Source organism: Richelia intracellularis HH01 (assembly GCF_000350105.1).
Lineage (GTDB): Bacteria > Cyanobacteriota > Cyanobacteriia > Cyanobacteriales > Nostocaceae > Richelia > Richelia intracellularis.
The window spans coordinates 1-19,797 of sequence record NZ_CAIY01000075.1 but is presented as its reverse complement, the minus strand read 5'-3'; the positions used below and the strand labels follow the sequence as shown (position 1 = coordinate 19,797).

Here is a 19,797-nt window from a genome sequence, read left to right as displayed (position 1 = left end):
TATTTGATGTCGGGTGTGAAAATAATAGATATATATATAGTAGACTTAAGATCACTCCTTATTCTAAAAACAGAATCATATGAGTTTAAAAGAATTTAGAGCAAAAAATTTGCATTTTGACTGCCAGTGAAATCACTAGTGCAAGTATATTAATTTAAGCATTTGGCATGATGTCAAAACTAATCCCCATCTATTGTAATCCTTATTAATTCATAGTTTAGGATTAAGTAATCCATTTAATAATGATGCTGGACCCTGGCTATGAGGCCATGCAAAGGCATGGCGAAAGGCTGCATCTTGACAGGCTTGTAACTGTTGAAAATTAATAATGTTATGAGTTAGAAGATTTTCATACTCAAATGGTAAACGCATATTGTGCAATCCAGCATTATCTGTACAAATAGCAATATCTACACCATTTGCAAAACAAAGATCAAATACTGTTTTTAGCTTGCTGATATCTTGTAGGGTACCAGTTTTAATATAGGTAGTTGGACAAACTTCTAAACACTGTTGGTGTTTAGCTAAGTCAGGTAAAAGCTCTGGATACAATAGGGGTATTTGGATGCCATGGCCAATCCGTCGGAGATATGGCAAAAGTTCAGGATAACAACCATTACTAGTTTCATAAAGATGCCCAGTAGTATTTAGACCTAGAGAGAGGGCATAATCATATAGGCTTATCCATTCCTCCAGACGTTCTCTATAGTAAATATCTCCACCAGCAATATCTACTGCACAGACATAATGCTTATTTTGTGCTGCCAAATCAATGATTGCTTTATTTACTTCGTAAGGTAAACGAGAGTGCATGCATAGAATTTGACTCGTAATAACTGGATATTCTGATATTTGGCTGGCTTTACCTACAATGTCAACAATCTCAGCCATTTTCTCAATTCTCTGCGATTGATTAAAAGTATCAGGAGTACGTAGATAAGGAGTATAACGTAGTTCTAAATAAGCTAAATTTTCAAAGATGTAAGCACCACGAATCAAACGATAAATGAAATAAGGCAAGGTTTCTACAATTTGTACACTTTCTACTAGGGTATGTAGTTCTAAATACTCATCTAAAGTATTACGCTTGCCAGTGTAATACTCCTCAAAAGTTGAGTATTCAGTAAAACGAGAAATCAACTCAGAAGAATTTTGCTCTAAATACCGCCATAAGATACGGGGTACCACTGAGCCACCTAGATGCCTGTGCAGTTCTGCATGCAATGCCATTTTGCGTTTTTAACTCATTTCCTTCTTAAATACTATTAACATTCCACTAAAAAAAACAAGGGTGGCCACTGAAGAGAAGATACTATTGTCTATGAAAATAGCTAAGTTTTCTTCTTAAATTGTTGAGCGTCTACAAAAAAATACTCAAGCTATAAGCAAAGACCCAATTAACATGGTTCCAATACCCCCATCAGTAAAAATTTCCAGTAGTAGAGCATGGGGGATGCGACCATCTATAATGTGTGTTGCTTTCACACCTTGAGCAAGTGCGCGTACACAACAATTAACTTTGGGTATCATACCTCCATCTACTGTACCATTGGCAATTAACTGTCTGGCTTCCTGAATATCAATTTTGGGAATTAAGGTAGAAGGATTTTTAGAATCTTTTAGAATACCAGGAGTATCGGTTAATAAAATTAACTTTTCTGCCCCTAAAGCTGCTGCAATCTCTCCAGCTACAGTATCTGCATTAATGTTGTATACTTGGCCATTTTCATCATCTGCCACACTAGAAACCACAGGGATATACCCATTATCAACCAATGTTTCTAGAATCTTAGTATCTACACTGCTGACTTCTCCTACAAAACCAATACCTTCTTGACCTTGAGGGCGAGCTAGAATTAATTTACCATCCTTACCGCACATACCGACAGCAGAGCCACCGGCTTGATTTATTAATGATACAATCTCCTTATTCACCCGACCAACTAGAACCATTTCCACTACATTCATAGTAAGTGAATCTGTTACCCGTAAGCCATTTATAAATTGGGGTTCTATCCCTAACTTATCTAGCCAGCTATTAATTTCTGGTCCACCACCATGTACTAAAATTGGTTTTAAACCAACACAAGACAAAAAAATAATATCACGGATAACTTTATCCTTGAGGTTACTATCCTTCATCGCTGCACCACCATATTTCACTACAATAGTACGACCTGCAAATTCTTGTATGTAAGGTAATGCCTCGCTGAGAACTCGTACTCGTGTAGCCTCAGTTTGCCTAATATGTTCCTGATTGTTGGCTATCATTTTTTATATGGGCAGTGAAAGTTGTTCTAGACAGTTTAAAAGAGTTTGACCTTCTCAACAATCTCCAGATAATTTTTGTGTTTGGCTTCCCTCATAACTTCAATCAACTTATAATATAAGTACTTGCAAATAAATTAAATACAGAATATATAAGGGGAATGCAAATACATTTCCGTGAAATTAACCCATTTGACTTGTGGATTTGGCTCGAATTTATTACTGTTCCTTCACCGAGTGAAAAACAGTATGTAGAAGAATTGTTCAATTCATGGTTCTATCTAGGTAAATTAGGAGCATTCAATGCGGAAAACCTTCAAGTACAAGAGACAGGGCTAGAATTAAGCTATATGAGTTATGATTGTCAAGGTTATGATAATAGCTTATTAGCATTAATGCATAACATGAGTGAGTTTGAATACCATGGCAATTGGGGGCGTTGTTGGTTTGATATGGGTACTTCTGATGCAGTTGCTCTCGATATTTTAATCAATGCTATTCAGCAATTATCCTCAGAATATATTGCGATAAAAGAATTATACATAGGTGGTATGAATGCAGACTGGCCGATAGAAGAAACTCATGGTCATAATTCTCTTATCTATGATAATTAATGTGAATTACTTAATAGATTTGATAAATTGAACCCATATTATATGTGGAATATTGTTAATGCACCAATCAGGCCAAATACGTCTTATTGCTTTAGGGTTAATTAGAAATGGAGAATATATTTTTGTCTCACAGGGGTATGATTATGCAAAAGGGGCATATTTTTATCGTGCTCTAGGAGGAGGTGTTGAATTTGGTGAAAATAGCCTAGTTGCACTAAAAAGGGAATTTCAGGAAGAAATCCAGGCAGAACTAAACCATATAGAATACTTGGGGTGTCTGGAAAATATATTTACCTACAATGGTCAACCATGTCATGAAGTTATACAACTTTATAAATGCGGTTTTACTGACCCCAAATTGTATCAATTAGAAAGACTTGTATTTAAAGAGGGAAAACATGAAAAGGTTGCCCTATGGATAAACATTAAACACTTTCAGTCCGGTTCATTGAAGCTAGTACCAGAAGAATTTCTGGACTATTTGTGAAAGTCAATTATATTTGAGCATAAAATTATGAATAAGCTTAAAAGTGAAATGGCTAATATTTCAGGTATGAATTTAGGGAAATTAAAGGGTAAGTCTATGCACTCCTATAAGTAGTGGAGAAGTTAGAGGGGGTGTATAGTTGGAAAAAAAATAAATATCGCTGCAACTATACCAAACCCTCCTCCAGCAATAATAGTTAGGTGACTAAAAGTTTTAAAATTAGAGTATCTACCATTCTCATCAGTGAGAGTCCCATTAATAAATATAAATCTTGATACCGGCAAACTTATTTTCTGGGCCGACGAAACATAAATTCCTGAAACGCAGTCTTTAAATTTTTTAAATTTGTATATTGCCAGGGTATTAATATTTGCTTTGAGAAGATATTTTAACCTAAATAGAACATACCATCATGAGTGGACAGACTCTATCATAATCGAATTAAGGATTTTGCCTAATATTATTTGATTCTAGTTACTAATAGATTATGAAAATATTATTTATTGGTGGAAGCACAACACCAACCTCATAAATAGAGTTGTATAGGTATAGATAGAACCCCTAAGTTAATTACGAATAAATCTAGTTTAATCTGTTCAGGTTGAAATTATGGTGTTTTAGAATAAACTACTGGCAATAGTTTGCCATTTAGGATTATTTGAAATTATTACTTCTAATGTACAATTCCATAGTTAAAGACTTAGTGCTAATTGGTGGTGGTCATAGTCACATTATTGTATTGAAAATGCTAGGTATGCATCCCATACCTGGAGTCCGTTTGACATTAATTACTGATTCATCTGATACTCCTTACTCCGGAATGTTACCAGGACATATTGCTGGTTTTTATAACTATGATGAATGTCATATAAACCTGCGATTACTTGCTAATTTCGCTCAAACACAATTGTATATTGACAATGTAGTTGGTTTAGATTTAGCCCATAATCAAATACTATGTTCTAACCGACCACCAGTAAGTTTTGATGTGTTATCTATTGATATTGGAAGTACTCCTGATAACATGAATACAAGCGGGGCATCAGAATATGCTATTCCTGCCAAACCTGTGAGTCAGCTATTAACGCGTTGGGAAGAGATTACTAAAAGAGCTGCTGATAATCCTCAGCAGCAAATCAAAATAGCCATTGTTGGTGGTGGTATTGGAGGTGTAGAATTAGCTTTAGCAATGAGGACTAAGTTAAGTAGAATAGTATGTAAAGAATCTTTGGATGTTCATTTGTTTCAACGTAATTCTTGCATACTGCCACATAATAACCAATTTGTACGCTCTCACATTCGGAGAATATTATATAAACATCAGATTCAAGTTTACTTGGGGGAGAATATAAACCAAATAGAATCCAAAAAAAACAATATATTCAAACTTCAATCTGAGTCTGGTCTCACTGGGGAATACACCCATATTTTTTGGGTTACGCAACCATCAGCAGCTCCATGGTTGCAAACATCACTCCTCAAAACAGATACTCAAGGCTTTATTCTTGTGGATGATACATTGCAGTCTTTATCCCATCCTTATATCTTTGCAGCAGGTGATATTGCAACCATGATAAATTATCCTTGTTCCAAGGCAGGTGTTTTTGCTGTTCGTCAAGGTAAACCTTTATTTACAAATCTGCGGAGATATTTACAAGGAAAATCTCTGAAATCATACATCCCCCAGAAAAAATACTTGAGTCTGATTGGTACTGGTGATGGAAGAGCGATTGCTACTCGAGATGTTTTTACTTTACCTCCTAATACACTTACCTGGTATTGCAAAGATTGGATTGACCGCCGCTTCATGAAAAAATTCAGCGATTTACCGCAGATGAGAAGTACACAGACCAGAACTCCACTCATTAATCACAAATCCATTTCTCGACTTTCTTTTACTCCTTTCTACTCAACTCAAAGCCAATCACTGAAACCAAATGATATCATGCCTTGTGCTGGATGTGGTTCTAAAGTTGGGAGTACAGTAATGACTAAGGTTTTACAACGTATTCAAACAGAACAAATAAACCTTAACCACCAGCAAAATATTATTATTGGTCTAGAAACGGCTGATGATGGATCGGTAATTAAGGTAACAGGGAATAAGTTTTTAGTCCAAACCATTGATTATTTTCGTGCTTTAGTTAATGATCCCTACCTTTTTGGGCAGATTGCTACCAACCACTGTTTGAGTGATATATTTGCCATGGGTGCAGTGCCCCATAGTGTATTAGCAATTGCCAACATCCCCTATGGCATTAATAGTAAGGTGGAAGAAACTTTTTATCAATTATTATCAGGTTCAGTTAAAGTGTTACGTGAAACGAATACATCTTTAATTGGAGGTCATACATCGGAAAGTTATGAATTGGGGTTTGGATTGTCCTGTAATGGTTTTGCTGATACAGATAAATTACTACGCAAAGGAGGAATGAAAGTGGGAGATGTAGTAATTTTAACTAAAGCGTTAGGTACAGGTACATTATTTGCCGCTGATATGCGTCATCAGGCTAAAAGCCGGTGGATTGACAAAGCAATTACATCAATGTTAATCCCCAATGGGAGAGCAGCTGAATGTTTGTTGCAAAATAATGTTAATGCCTGTACTGATGTCACTGGTTTTGGTTTGTTGGGACACTTATTAGAAATGGTAAGTGCTTCTGGTGTTGGCGTGGATTTAGAACTGGAAAAAATACCCATATTACCTGGGGCTAGGGAAACAATAGCTCAGGGTATTTTAAGTACTTTGCATCCAGAAAATGTTAAATCATCTCATTATATAGTTAATAGAGATTCTCTTTTCTCTTACCCCTACTATCCCATAATATTTGATCCCCAAACTTCGGGAGGATTATTAGCCTCTGTTCCTTTCGAACATGCAAATGATTGTATTAACCAACTGCAAAGTATAGGCTATAAGGATAGCTCTGTGGTTGCTTATGTAATTCCTTTTATCAGGAGTGAGGGTTTTATCAACATTTCTTATAGTTTAGAAGACTAATACTTTAAGATACCGCAAAATCAAACTTATAAAGATTAAAAAACGAGAAAAATATGGTATAATAAGATACATAAGTCAAAATTAAAGTTTAATAGATGAACAGATATTAATTTATGAGTTTTAATACTTGTAACACATAGATATACTGGACCAATCTGATATTTAATCATACTAATTTGACGAGTCTAATTATATGAATTTAAATATAAAACTAGTTAGAATTATTTGGTTAGTATTTATATATAGATGTTCAAACTAAAGTATTTGAGCACAGTATAGTTGCAGCCAGTAAATGATAATAATTTTACTGATAAATAAATCAGGCTTGAATTAAACTTATATAATATTATTTACTTGTTCTTAAGCGAATTGTATTTATTTTTTCTGTTAAGATCTCTGATGAATTCTTATAGTATTCCATACTATTAAATGTTTGCTCTGATAATTATACTTATCGAACCAATATAAATTCCAAAATTACTTTTAGTCTAAGTTAACAGCCGATTAAAGCTTAAATATAATATCATTGTGTCAAATTAAGATTCATCGCAACTAAGTATTTTTACTATTTAAAGGTAAGCTAATTCATAATCAAAATATATCATTTATTCACATATAATTCTGAGTGCCGCTAATAAGAGATGAAAGGTTTTACTCTTTAATTACTCTTGATTAAAGAGTATATTTAAGTAATAATTAAGTTTGATAACTAACTTCCTAATTTTGATTTACGATAATTTATTTTTATATTATTTTAAATTGGAGAATTAGGTTTTAATCATTGAATACGTAAGTAAAATATTTACTATTTATTAATAAAATATACTTAGAAGTTTTCCCCATAATATATATCTGACTTACTAGGCATACTATTAAACTATTGAAGGTTATAGAATAGAGCTTATATGTACTAAGAAAGCCTCAACTAAAACTATGTCAGCAGAACTAAAGAAGACCAAAATTACACCATTTGCACAAAAGTTAACATTGCCTCTTATTAAAAAGAAAATAAAAGTTTTACAAATTAATCTTGGAAAACGCTGTAATTTAGCGTGTACTCACTGTCATGTGGAAGCAGGACCGCAACGTACAGAAGAGCTTTCCCCTGAAGTATGTAAACAAATAATTACATTAATTTACCAATTTCCTCAAATTAAAACTGTCGATTTGACTGGTGGTGCACCGGAAATGAATTATGGATTTAAAATGTTGGTTGAGGCAGCAATAGCTACTGGTAAACAAGTAATTGTACGTTCAAATTTAACTGTTTACTTTAGAGATGAATGTGCATCTTTACCAGAGTACTTTGCTAAATATAAAATTAGAATAGTTGCTTCTCTACCCTATTATTTGGCTGATAATGTTGACGAAATGCGCGGAGGTGGAGTTTTCGGTCATTCTATTAGAGCTTTACAATGGTTAAATCAACTTGGCTATGGTAAAAATCCTGAACTAATTTTAGATTTGGTATATAATCCCAAATTACCGACAGATCAAAGGTTTATACTAACTCCCCAGCAAACCAAACTAGAAAAATATTATAAGATATTATTGAAAGACAATTATGCTATTATTTTCAATAATCTTCTTACTATTACTAATATTCCTATTGGTAGAACAAAATTATATTTGGAACAAAAACAATTATATACTAACTATTTAAAGTTTTTAGAGTCCAAGTTTAATTCTAATACTGTCCGGGGTTTGATGTGTTGGGATCAACTTTCTATTGACTATCTTGGTAATGTTTATGATTGCGATTTTCACCAAGTGATGAAATTACCAGCTAAGACACTATCTGGAACAACTATTACGGTTAATGAGTTACTAGCAAATAGTAGTTTGGATGTAATTAACAATGTCGAAACGGCAGATTACTGTTATGGCTGTACAGCTGGTAACGGCTCTAGTTGTGGTGGTGCTTTAAATTCTCAGGTAAGTTAATACGTATAAAATCTTTGTTTCCAACAATATAGTCATATGAATGATATAGTGGCAACTACTAGTTAGTCCCCTAAACTATAGTGATTCACATAAGTACTCATTAGCCTCAATAGTCTTCATATTTCTAACAAATTACTAAAATTTACTTGTAGTCTTATTTATTTTAAAAATAAAATTTATTAGTGTAAAAGAAACTATAACCTTATTTTCTAATATAGAGTATATTGTTTTAGCTATATTCTCTATAACCGTAGTTTCCACAACATAACATAATAGCCCATTCCAATCTGAGCTTAAAGGATTTTAAGAGTAATGTATAATCAACAGTTAGTATTTGTTTAACTATCTCAGCTCTTTATAATAATTTGTATTTGTATTAAATGCTTTAGTCTAATAATCAATAACTCAAACTCAAAAAAATATAATAACTCCATCATTTCTGATATACAAGTATAAATATTTACGTGGATCAAGGCATAAAATTTATATTGGCAGCTTAATCAAAACAAATATTATGGCTTTAGATAAATTAACAATTGTATGTGGATTTTTAGAAACATAATAGATATGGGTACTCCTACAGTAATTTATATCTACCGAATATCCATATATTTCTATATTATTTGTTATTTATAAGTTGGATATCTATCATTATTTATACTTGTGATATTCCTAAATTTTCTCTATAAATGTTCTGTTGCTTCTCTTTAGTTTAAGAAAAAAATAATCTGCCAATAGTTTCATATCAACTATTTTTGATTTCACTGGGTTCACAACTACAGTTTTTCTAACCATGGCATTTGTATACTTATATTCTTAATATTTAAATACCCATAAAAACAGTATAGGCAATAAAACCCATACTACAAAGGTTTTATTATGCTCTCCTGACTTTATACTCTGTTACCAAAGGTATAGTTTGAATACATATAATTTCTATGTAAAGCTATTACAATAAAATAAACGTTTATAGATACTTAACTAAGTAATATCAATTATGTGTATCTTTAGCTTTTTGATCAAAGTATTATTGATACTTTGGCAAAGATAGAATATATTGGTATCCTGATTTTTGAGAACCATGAGTGGAAATATGTCCACCATGTAATTGTGATAAATGACTACTGAGTAATAGACCTAAACTTTCATGAGGTGAGCAAAAACTTGATTTTACTTCTTCTTTCTCAGGAATAGAATTATTTCCTATGGCTACTTTTTTGTCATTCTGGAACAGAATAGATTTGCTGCTGGAATTATCAGATTCTGGAGAATGATGATTGAGTTTAGGAATTAAGCTACTAAGTTCTAAATTTAGCAAACTACTTAAGTGAAATAAAGAATTGATATCTTTTACACCCTCTCCTGGCAAAGGATGGGAAACCCATATGGTAATATTTAAATGATTTTCCTTACAAGAAATATGAATTCTCACTAAGCTACCAGTAGCAGAAGTTTGAATGATACTGGAAATTAGATGATAAAGTATCTGTCTAACTTTGTCTCTATCTAGGGAATAGATGCGAGAAGATTCAGGTTCAATAGATAAGCGAATATCCTGTTCACGACAATGGGCAACTTCCTCTAAAGTGCTAATTGCTTGCTGACATAACATCTCAATATCTACAGGGGTAATATTTAATTTCATGGCATCATTATCAGCCATCATTCCTAATTCATTAATTGCGTTGACAAGAGAAAGTAAATAATTCCCGCTATGTTGAATAATTTCTATATACTCCCTTTGCTTAGTTGTTAAAGGGCCATAAATTTCTCTTCCTAAAACACTAGCCATTCCCAATACAGAAGTTAAAGGAGTACGCAATTCTTGGGTTAATTGTTCTAATAATTTCAATTTGAGATTACAGATGGAAGTTGGAGCTTCAAAAACTAAAGATGGAGACAAAATAATCTGTGGTTTTGTTTTTATCTCCTCTTCTATTTGCCAACTGGCTTGATTTATAGGTCCTGCCGAAGTTAGCTTTAGCAGTCGATTACGCTCAAATTCACTCATACCCCAACGAGCAATAACTTGTAGGAGCTCAATCTCTTGATGGTTAAACCGACGTGGAACTAAATCCATAACTGCAATGGTACCCAAACAATTACCTGCAGAATCTATTAGTGGTATTCCTAGGTAAGAACGAATTCCATAACCTTTAGTTAATTTGCTCTCAGAAATATTTTTCTCAGCATGATTGCTAGTATCATTTATTTTTAGAACTTGAGTATTTTGGACTACGTAATTACAAAAAGATTCCTGGCGTAAGAGTTGGCGAGTTTGTGCTAGTGGATTCATGAATCCCAGGCGTGACAGACCAATCGCTGATTTAAACCAATGAAATTCTTGATCAATAAAGCCCAAAATTGAAATTGGCACAGACAAGAAATGAGCGGCTGTTTGAGTAGCTTCTTCAAAAACGGGAATGGTTTCTGATTGTCGTAAATTCAGTTCTGATAGAGCTTTCAGCCTACGTCTTTCTTTAACTTTTTGAGAATCCCAATCATCTTTCATATCAAACATTGTATTGTCTAATTCAAATATTGCCATTAAGACCCTTATTAACAAGTAATAATCTGTAGCATTTTTTACAATTACTACTTCGTTATCTCACTTACTTGTTACTATTAATCATTCCCAAAATCAGAGTCAGTTGAACAAAATCTGTATAAACAATTTTCCTATTATTCTCAGGTAAACTATTGTATGGAGAATGTATTCTTATATTTTGCAAATATTTATAAAAGGATATTTAAAAAGTTATCAGAGGTAACAAGAATGCTGATTGCCTCATGGTGATATGAATCATAGCAGAATATATAACAGTTCTTGATATTATGGTTGATCAATCGTGATGCACAATAAATTACTGAATTTCATAAATAACCTATCTTTTTCTCATATCCAACAATTTTTATTTGGTGTAAACCAGCTAGGAGTTCTGCATTAACTCAAGACTATTATGCTAAACCCCATTAAGAAAAACTATTGATCTAAATCTTACATTAATTCTAATTGCATTAGAATATCTTCAATTTCTTTTAGAATCCACGCAGAGATAATTATCATCAATTAAGTCAATATAAAAATCTTCGCACAGTAAATTTCTAACAAAATAAAAATATTCCTAAATTCAAATGTTAACCCCAGCTATAAAAATATGTTTATACTGGTTGCATGTATATGAAGTCTGCAATTACTCCCCAATCAATTACTCATTCCACAAAAATATAGAAAACTACGTTCTTCATAACCGGCAACATTATTTATATATTAAGTTACCAAGTTAAAATCTAATCCTTATTTTCATGAAGAACCTAGCTTATCAAAGACTTTTTGCAGAGATATGTATAAAACTAGGATTAAGTAACTGAATATAATAAGAGTGAGATAAGTAACATAACTATTATACTAAATATAATTATGCAAAGATTCAGGTTTAATTTTTTTATTTTTATAGACAGGTATTGTTGTAGTATCTACTATAATTATAGCTAGCTCCGATGAATTCAATTTATAAGAGATTCTTACTCATCATTGGCAAAACCCATAGACAAGGTTCCAAACCTCTTATCAAGTATAGTGTTATCTCTGTACGGGTAACAGATATGACAAAGTTAATCTAACCCATAATACTATTAATAGTATATACTTTTCTATATTATTAATTAAATGTTTTTACTTATATATATGAATATCTATTGAGATACTAACCTTGATAGATAAAACTTTGTATGATGGGTTATGAATATTAGTTATCATTATGATGACACTTAAGGGTTAGCCATATTGCTATAATTCAATAGTTTATATAGTAAGTAAATATAAATGATAAAAGCATTTAACTTGCTATTAATTAAAATTAGATGAAATACACTGTTATTTACTGGTTTAATGCTAATCTATGTCTTCTATGCCTAAGGAAAAATACCTGGCTTAATTATCACCCCTTGCTATCCTGGAAAATTTAGTATAGCTAGCTATACTAAATTTTCCAGGATTAAATGTTTATCAGGATTTAAATTCTTCAAATATGGCTTGAATTTAACACATCAATAATTCTCCATACTTCATGATTTTAGCTGATGTATTGGTAAATAATAGTTTTATCAGAGAACCAAATTCTTATTTTGGGATTGATTATTCAGGGTAAAGTCAAACCAGCCCCAGGTAAATCTATTCCAGGAGTTTAAAATCGAGTTAATATTTAAGAGTGCTCGTATTAGCTATACTTATGTTGATTATTCTTCAACCTTTACTACATAATGCATACTAAAATAAGCCTTATGGACATTAAGTATTAAGTAGATAAGAAGAACCAATACATAATTCTCCAGATAACTATACGTTATTTTCATCTTATTCATGATCGACCAGATGGAGGTATTTGCTAAAGAGATTTGCCTGTTAAGTAATTATATAGTAACTCTTCTCAAATTTTATAAGCCAGATGTTTACTCCCTGTCATCCCAACACTAGAATATTCAAGTAACATTTATGAATTTAATATATTATCAATACTTTTATTAATTTTATATATAACCCATCACCAGATAGAAAGTTTTTATAGATGTTATAATAATATTCCGTATGCCCAATTAATAGTTGAATTTGTGTAACAAAAAATGAGGAGCAAAATAGGGGAAATTTCATAAATATTATAAAATACTGATTGTTAACATCTATAAATTGAGAATTTATTATTTGAGTCAGTAATTTTTAAGTTAAAATTAACTATATACATAATTATCTAAATATTCATCTCACGGTAGTTATATGTATTAAAAAAATATATATAACTACGCCATAAATTTAAAGTATAAACTTCAAAGTTAAATGATTAGTTCGCAGCTAGAATATAAAATTTACCGAAGTACCCTAAGTAATAAAATAGTATTGTTGGTAACAGCGAATCCTAATTGTAATATTGTTGCAACCAAGATTTTTGTACGTGCTGGTAGTTCATATGAAAGTCGGGATAAAGCAGGTTTAACCCATTTATTATCTGAAGTAATTACGAAGGGATGTGAAGGACTATCAAGTTTCAATATTGCTGAACAGGTAGAGTCTTTAGGAGCGAGTCTTCGTACGCATGCACATTCTGATTATTTCTTATTATCTTTGAAAAACATAACTAGCGATTTTCCAGAAATTTTATATTTAGCAGGAAAAATTTTACGCTCACCAACTTTTGCAAAGTCAGAAGTTGAGTTGGAAAAACGGCTTATCTTGGAAAATATCCGTTCCCAAAAAGAACAACCATTTAATATTGCTTTAGATCAATTAAGAAAAGTGATGTATTGCCATCACCCTTATGGTCTTTCAATTCTAGGTGAAGATGTCTCTGTAAAGAATTTAAAAAATACAGATTTATTCTATTTTCATCAACAATATTTTCGGCCGGATAATATCGTTATTAGCATTTCTGGGCAGATTGATCCACATCATGCAAAAACTGTAATTGAGGAAGTATTTGGTGATTGGCAAATACCAAATACAGAATTATCTACAGCATTAAACTTATCTAAAATCTCAGTTTTCCCGCAACAAGTAATTACTCCTCAAGATACTCATCAGTCAATAATCATGCTAGGTTATTTGGGCGCGTCTGTATATTCACCTGATTATGCAGCCTTGAAAATATTATCTACCTATTTGGGGAATGGAATTTCTAGCCGCTTATTTGTGGAATTGAGGGAAAAACAAGGTTTGGCATATGAAGTATCAGCCTTTTATCCCACACGCATGTTCCCCGCATCATTTATAGTTTATATGGGTACAGCTCCAGAAAATACTGAAAAAGCTTTGTCTAGAATGCAGAAAGAAGTGGAACTGCTCTCTAGGAATGGACTATCAATAGCATCACTACAAACATCAAAAAATAAGATTTTAGGTCAGTATGCTTTGGGGAAACAAACTAATGCTCAAATTGCACAGGTTTATGGCTGGTATGAAATTATGGGATTAGGAATTGACTTTGATCAACTATTTCAAGAAGTAATTCTTAGGGTAAGTATAGAAGATACAATTAAAATTGCACGTAAATACTTACAGAATGCCTATATATCTTTAGTTGGCCAAAAAACAACTGCAGAAAATATCCTAAAGTAGGTTCCATAAATATTGCTGTGATTATCTGATATATAAGGATAAAAGCCTTATATTATACTTTAATCGGTGTGATTTTTTGTGTAAACTAATATTGATGAATTCAAAGAAAGTATATAATTAAATTATGATAAATATATCATATAAAAAAGCCAGTATTTTTCGTTGATTATCATTACCTAATAGATATAATTATATTATGCCTAACAACTATAATAGTAGTATTCTTGAAAAGAATACTTACTTCTCTCTGATTAGAATAAAGTTTTTAACTAATAGAAATTGCTACAATTCTATGTAAAATTCCGTATTATTACATGATTATTCAATTTTATTTTTAGGTTTCATCTTGCATAAACTAATACAGTAAACGTTACCAATATGGAGCAACTGAAATACTAATACATTTGTATTTATAATAATTAACTAAGTTTAAGGGCAGATATTGCTATCCGATCAAATATTTCTGGAATTAAATTCAATATAATTTATAATAAATATTATAAATGCTTATATCTATTTTTGGTTGCCAGGCAATGTTTCGATTAATTCGATTAAGTAACAGCTAATTGAAAATACTGTAATTTTAATCCAACTTAAACATAAAAGTAATAACCTCTAATGTGGTAACTATGTGATAGTATATCGGTGAGGTAATATGTAGAATGAAATACAAAAGTCAATATTTATATTGTAAACACATTATAAATACAAATAAATCAACAATCAAATAGGTAGGTTTTATTGTTATAATAGATGATCTAATAATTAGGGATATTAATATGAGAACTTAACATAAAAGAAATTTAGAATTAAGATTCTATCATTTATTTCTAAATTACTCTCTCAAAATACATCGTTTATGAGAAAAACAAAAGTCACCTGCTTACTTAAACAAGTATTCAGATAGTGTACTATAAAATACCAGTATCAGACTTTTCCAATGCTCCCACCCCTGAAGGAGTTATGTAGTGGAACATAACAAACCATTTACCGGGCTGCAAGCCATCATATTTACCCTACTACCCCTGCTTATTACTTTAGTCTTTGGTTTAATAATATCTGTAAAATCAAATATTTTTGTCAATCAGACTTCAAAATATATCAGAGGCGGAAATCAGACCAATACAGATCGTGAAACTCAAAAGCGAATTGAGAAATTTCGGTTAGCAATGCTGAGCACTTGGCAAAACCAGGCTTTTAAAAAAGGCTTAGCCTACAATAGACCAGAAGGATTTCAAGGGGTGATAATTAATCAGGCAAAAGTTACCCGAGGAAGAAAGCTAATTGCCTTAACTTTTGATGATGGACCATGGGATAATCATACTAGGGAAATACTAGACATCCTAAAAAAAATCAAGTAAGGGCAACATTCTTTGTACTTGGTCAGGCGTTGAAGAACAAACCTGATATTGGACGCCGTATCGTGAATGATGGGCATGTGATTGCCAATCATACTTGGAATCATAGATATCATTACCATAATCCACAAGCTGCTGCATTTGAGATTGATCGCACCTCAGAGCTAATTTATCAAACAACAGGGGCAAAAACCAATTTATTTCGGCCCCCTGGCGGAATGTTAAATAACGGTTTGGTTGCATATGCTAAGGAGAAAAACTACACTATTGTTATGTGGTCTGCTGACTCAAATGATTATAAACGTCCTTCAGTGGGGACTTTAGTTACCAGTGTAGTTAAACAATCAACACCGGGTGGTATTATCTTGTTGCATGATGGTGGTGGCAATCGTTCTAACACAGTAGAATCCCTAGCACCAATGATTAAAAAACTAAAAGGACAAGGATACACTTTTGCAACAATTCCAGAACTACTAGAAGCCGACGATAGGAAACATAAGTTAGCAGAATCACAAAAAAATAAATCCCTAAGATCTAAAACCTGACTTAAACACTAGCTAATCAAGTATTAATATATTTATTTATGATAAATATCACTCTCCTGTAAAAGATTTCAAGGACTGCTTGAGTTATGTTACATAATACTGGTGCTTATTAACTTCTTGGAAAGGAATAACATCAACAAGTATGCATTGATTCTCTATGAAAATTTTTATCTACTTATAATACTTTATTTTATTTTTAGATAAAAATCATATAACCTAAGTAGCAGTAAGCTTTAAATAATTATTAAAGGTCTAGTTCTATTTATAGTAAATTACTAAATTAATTATAGGATTCTACTCCAGTACAAACATATATACAGAATATATTAGTTCACTAACGGCTTTTTTACTTTATTTATTAGAAGATAAGGATATTACCTCACTATTCTTGAAGTCTGAAAGACTCTCAGTCTCCTTTTATCAGTCAAGATGCTTAAGTTAAACTTACTATTAGATATTAAGATTAGTGTGAATTTTTACCAGTATTTCCCAGGTTTCTCCTAGTTAAAATTAGATACTACCCGCTTTTACCCACCTATCTGTAATATTTTCCATAATTATTAAATCCTACCACTATTGGGATGATGAGAGTTTTCAACTAAAACTCTAAGTGTATCAGTCAATAACTCCATTAAACATTTGTTTAACTGGCTTTTGGGTTGGCCTAAATAATACTTTCAATTTTGTCAATCACAATTGACCAAATTCTATAAGAATAATTAATAAATGATTTTATTTGATTTACCTTGTATTCATATAATTTTCCGACCAAAAATGTATTCATTCCATACATATGGTAGTTAATTTTAACGTAATTTATTTTAAATAAAAGTCATTCTAACTAATCATTTAATATTGGTTATATTTAAAAATAAAATAGTATAATATTATTTATATATATACAACTACTAACAATAGTCTAATCATAGGTCTTGTAACTTATTTACTATTCAATTAGATAACTTTCTATGCTAGTTGATATTAGTGTAATATTCACTTTATTTTACTAAAATTAACCGTTACCTATTGTTTACTATCTTACTTATTCTCTAATAAGTATATTTGTTATTTATGGGATTTTCTATATAAGTAGAAGCAAAAAAATAAAGGATATCATCAAATAATAAGTTTATATTACTTAATGATATCTTGATATAGTCAAACAGTACAATATCTTTGTATTCTAATACTAAATTTACAATAATTAAGATTTTCTTATTAATTCATTATGAATGTTGTAATCATTGGATGTGGATATGTTGGTTCTGCAGTTGCCCGGTACTGGCGATACCAAAGATCCTTGGCAGTTACTGTCACGACAACAACGGCTGAGCGAATACCTGATTTACAAGTATTATCACAGAGGGTGAGATTGTTAAAATGCAGCGATACAGAAGAGTTAAAATATATATTGAAAGAACAAGAAATTGCCCTCGTGAGTGTTGCTAGTAAGGCATCTTCCTATGAAGAATCTTATTTAAAAACTGCTGAAGCTCTAGTCAATGTCTTACAAGGCAATTCTACACTCAAACAGTTAATATATACGAGTAGTATTTCTGTGTATGGGGATCAGGGTATTAACTTAGTATGTGAAGAAGATAATCCTAACCCAATTAGTGATAAAAGTAGAATTTTACTGCGTACAGAAGAATTATTATTGTCTATGTCTAGCAGAAAACTAAATATTTGTGTATTGCGATTAGGTGGAATTTATGGCCCAGATAGGGAGCTAGTGAAAATATATAGTAGATTCGCAGGCAAAAGCCGTCTGGGAGATGGTCGAAAACCAGCAAACTGGATTCATCTTGATGATATTGTTGGTGCTATTGAATTTGCACGCCAACACAGTTTAAAAGGAGTATATAATTTAGTTGATGATTCTAAACTAACTCAAGGTCAAGTAATTGAAAAGGTTTGTGAAAAGTATAGTTTACAACCAGTAATCTGGGATTATAATCAAAGCAAACAGGTACAACATAATGTATCTAATCAAAAAATTAAAGATGCCGGTTATCAGTTGATACATCCAAAGATAGCCTTCTAACCTAACAATTTTTATGTTAAAAGTTTTAATAACCCCAATTTATTAAAGATATTGCAAGTTCTAATTTTTATGTAAAAAATTGGCTGATTATTATCAGCACTTATTACTTATGAATATTAATAGTTTTAGTTAATAAATCTCATCAGATTTTTAAAAGTTTCTATAAGAGTTGCTAAGAATAGGATCATTAAAACTACTTAAACCTACTCATATCAGTATTATTAACATATGATGATTGTCTGGGATTATTTTTACCAAGCCAGAGGTAAATATTGTTCTTCAATTAATTATACCAATCTATTTTTTGTAGATAATTTTAAGAATATGACCCTTTTCTTATAAAAGAAAATCCTATTAACGTCCATAAAAATTATATTTAATAGTAGTCATTGAATGCTCTGTTCATATAACTATTATTCATACATTAATATATAGATAATTTCATAGCTGCTAAACCCTACCCAAGAAAGATATATTTAGACTTCTAAGTACATAATATTCCAGATAAAGAAAGTAAAAAAAATGTTTTAATTATAGTTATTTTTTTAGTATTTACTTGTTAAGTAAACTCCCAATTCATATCTTTTTATGGGGCTATACAGATTTCGGATTTGTAGTTTTTAATTAGTAATTTATATTTAAAGACCTGATAATATAGTTCTAGCAGTTTACGGGGTATGATTTTGATCAATTCGTATTAAAAATTTATCCAGTATCTATTAAAATTAGATAAGTAGTGATGGCATTCATTATATTTTACTATTGCTAAATATTTATAATTACTTTAAATAAATCACAATATAAGATTAAATAAGTTAGACTTTTTTAAGTGACTGTTACCAGAAAAAATATATTTAGCATTTTTATATTTTTTGAGGGGTATAATCACCATAATAGAATTATATCAAAGACAAAATCCTAAAAAGCTTAAGTTGATCCATAACTAATACGATTGCCATAAATTTATTGCAGCTTTTTTTGGGATTTGAAGATTTACAAAATACTATCTTACTATGTTTTTTTATGAGGCTTATATTAAGCTTATATCAATTACAATTTCTATTGTCTATTAATAGCAAATATTTATCCTTAAGTTACCAATTTAACTCTGAGAAACTGTGCATATAAAATCATATCTAATAACAGAATTTATACAAACGATACTTGATTAAATTAATTCTTGATTTTTATTCTTTTGATTTTGTAGTAATATCATACTCTTTATAATTTTTATATCATGATTGATATTGATACTATCTTATTGCTTATATATAGTTCATAAAAGCCACATATATCTAAAAAATATTAGAATCTATATCTGTATTAAGCTCATTATACTTTTTAAGTAATTAGAACCAACACTAGGTTGCTTCCACATATTGATGTAAAGTCTTTATAAGGAATAATTATGTTTTATTTGCTAAGCT

At 31.1% G+C, this 19,797-nt stretch carries 9 protein-coding genes and 1 pseudogene; 7 read left to right on the top strand and 3 right to left on the bottom strand.

The annotated features are described in order from the left end of the window. Window positions 1-210: 210 nt before the first annotated feature. Window positions 211-1,230: an amidohydrolase family protein gene (locus RINTHH_RS08230; RefSeq protein WP_008235281.1), complete on the bottom strand. Its 1,020-nt coding sequence runs from the start codon at window positions 1,228-1,230 to the stop codon at window positions 211-213. Between the two features lie 144 nt (window positions 1,231-1,374). Then, window positions 1,375-2,271, bottom strand: coding sequence for an acetylglutamate kinase (gene argB, locus RINTHH_RS08225; RefSeq protein ID WP_008235273.1), 897 nt, complete (start codon window positions 2,269-2,271; stop codon window positions 1,375-1,377). 158 nt (window positions 2,272-2,429) lie between these two features. On the opposite strand from argB, the gene RINTHH_RS08220 reads away from it, so the two are divergent. The 4 genes from RINTHH_RS08220 to arsS all read left to right on the top strand — a co-directional run bounded on the left by RINTHH_RS08220 (window position 2,430) and on the right by arsS (window position 8,314). Further along, window positions 2,430-2,882, top strand: coding sequence for a DUF3531 family protein (locus tag RINTHH_RS08220; protein ID WP_008235271.1), 453 nt, complete (start codon window positions 2,430-2,432; stop codon window positions 2,880-2,882). Between the two features lie 58 nt (window positions 2,883-2,940). After that, window positions 2,941-3,369 (top strand): NUDIX hydrolase, encoded by a 429-nt coding sequence (locus tag RINTHH_RS08215; protein ID WP_008235269.1) that lies wholly within the window; start codon window positions 2,941-2,943, stop codon window positions 3,367-3,369. Window positions 3,370-4,045: 676 nt separating this feature from the next. Then, entirely contained in the window at window positions 4,046-6,370 is a 2,325-nt protein-coding gene (gene selD, locus RINTHH_RS08210) for a selenide, water dikinase SelD (RefSeq protein WP_044304912.1), read from the top strand. Between the two features lie 933 nt (window positions 6,371-7,303). Next, entirely contained in the window at window positions 7,304-8,314 is a 1,011-nt protein-coding gene (arsS, locus tag RINTHH_RS08205) for an arsenosugar biosynthesis radical SAM (seleno)protein ArsS (protein WP_008235264.1), read from the top strand. A 1,027-nt stretch (window positions 8,315-9,341) separates the two neighbouring features. On the opposite strand, the gene RINTHH_RS08200 is transcribed toward arsS, so the two are convergent. Next, complete coding sequence (locus tag RINTHH_RS08200) at window positions 9,342-10,862, bottom strand: GAF domain-containing sensor histidine kinase (protein ID WP_231291177.1); 1,521 nt, start codon at window positions 10,860-10,862, stop codon at window positions 9,342-9,344. A 2,286-nt stretch (window positions 10,863-13,148) separates the two neighbouring features. Here RINTHH_RS08200 and RINTHH_RS08195 point away from each other — a divergent pair. The 3 genes and pseudogenes from RINTHH_RS08195 (at window position 13,149) to RINTHH_RS08180 (ending at window position 18,370) form a co-directional block, all read left to right on the top strand. Next, window positions 13,149-14,423 carry a M16 family metallopeptidase gene (locus RINTHH_RS08195; RefSeq protein WP_008235261.1) on the top strand — a complete coding sequence of 425 codons (1,275 nt, stop codon included), beginning with the start codon at window positions 13,149-13,151 and terminating at the stop codon, window positions 14,421-14,423. 1,169 nt (window positions 14,424-15,592) lie between these two features. Continuing rightward, a pseudogene (locus tag RINTHH_RS11585) lies at window positions 15,593-16,326 on the top strand (polysaccharide deacetylase family protein). Window positions 16,327-17,554: 1,228 nt separating this feature from the next. Next, window positions 17,555-18,370, top strand: a complete 816-nt coding sequence (locus RINTHH_RS08180; protein WP_008235258.1) for an NAD-dependent epimerase/dehydratase family protein — start codon at window positions 17,555-17,557, stop codon at window positions 18,368-18,370. The last annotated feature ends 1,427 nt before the right edge of the window (window positions 18,371-19,797 follow it).